The organism is Saccharopolyspora sp. NPDC000995, assembly GCF_053599315.1.
The window spans coordinates 1-1,257 of sequence record NZ_JBSFLZ010000348.1; the positions used below are offsets into that span (position 1 = coordinate 1).

At 65.6% G+C, this 1,257-nt stretch carries 1 protein-coding gene; it reads left to right on the forward strand.

Annotation, left to right across the window (positions count from 1 at the left end; all coding sequences use genetic code 11):
• Positions 1–438: 438 nt before the first annotated feature.
• Positions 439–1,257, forward strand: an 819-nt coding sequence (locus ACWDKQ_RS36260; RefSeq protein ID WP_450143255.1) for an OTU domain-containing protein, incomplete at its 3' end; no start/stop codon positions are given.

Genomic DNA, 1,257 nt, shown 5'->3' on the forward strand with positions numbered 1-1,257 from the left:
GGGAAGCGGGTTCAGCGGCGTGGGATACCTCGGGGGGAGGTGGCGGGGTGGGTTGCCCGGGCTCAAGCGGCGGGGCACACGACCGCCCAGGATGGAATGCAATTCCTGTATGAACACCACGTCGGGGTTGCCGCCGGGGTTTGGGGGGAGGTGTGGCGTGCTGAGTCCGGGAAGGGGAAGCGGCGGCGTGGGATACCTCGGGGGGAGGTGGCGGGGTGGGTCGCCCGGGCTCAGGCGGCGGGGTACACGACCGCCAAGGCAGGAAGGCAATTCCTGCGTGAACACCACGTCGGGGTTGCCGCCAGGGTTTGGGGGGAGGTGTGGCGTGCTGAGTCCGGGAAGGGGAAGCGGGTTCGGCGGCGTGGGATACCTCGGGGGGAGGTGGCGGGGTGGGTTGCCCGGGCTCAAGCGGCGGGGTACACGACCGCCCAGGGCGGAATGCAATTCCTGCGTGAACACAACGTCGGGGTTGCCAACGAGGTTTGGCAGGATGTGTGGCGTGTTGTTTCTGAGACTGATGATGCTGGTTTTGGTGTGACGGCTGGTCAGTTGTCGGTTTTGCATGAGCGTGGGCTGGTTCCTGTTTATGTCCAGGCTGGGGGTGACTCTTTTTTTGCTGCGGCGCTGGATTCGATTCCTGGTCTGCGGGACAGGTTCGCGTCGGTTGAGGTGTTACGGGAAGCGGTCGCCGACTATGCGAACGAGCATAAAAGCGATGTTGCTGGTATTCGGGGTGGTGATGTGAATGTTGACCGGGAGGCTGTTGAGGAGATTCGCCGGCCGGGTGTGTACCCGGATAGGTCGGGTGATGTGGTTGCGCTGGTGGTGGGACGGATGGCCGGGGTTCGTTTGTGGGTGATGGATGAGTCCGGGCAGGCTCATCCGGTGGATGAGGCCGTTTCGGATGCTGTTCCGGAGGTGGTACTGCTTCGTCGTGAGACGGCTCGCGGCCATTACCTGGGGACTCGGCCCGCGGTGGCGGCACCGCCGGTTGATGAGGTTCCAGACGGCGCCGAGGAAGCCCCGGTCCTCCATGAGATCCAGGCAGAGCCGCCGGATGATCCGGCCGGCCGGGCAGCTTTGGATAACTGGACCACTGATTTCGAGGATGAGAACCCCGCCCCGTGGTGGGAAGCGTTCGGGGACGAGCCACCGGGCGCCACCAAGGGCGACATCCCCGAGGCGGATGCTCCCGAGCGCGACGTTCGGGAGGGTGGCGTTCGGGAGGGGGATGCTCGCGAGGGTGGCGTTTCCGAG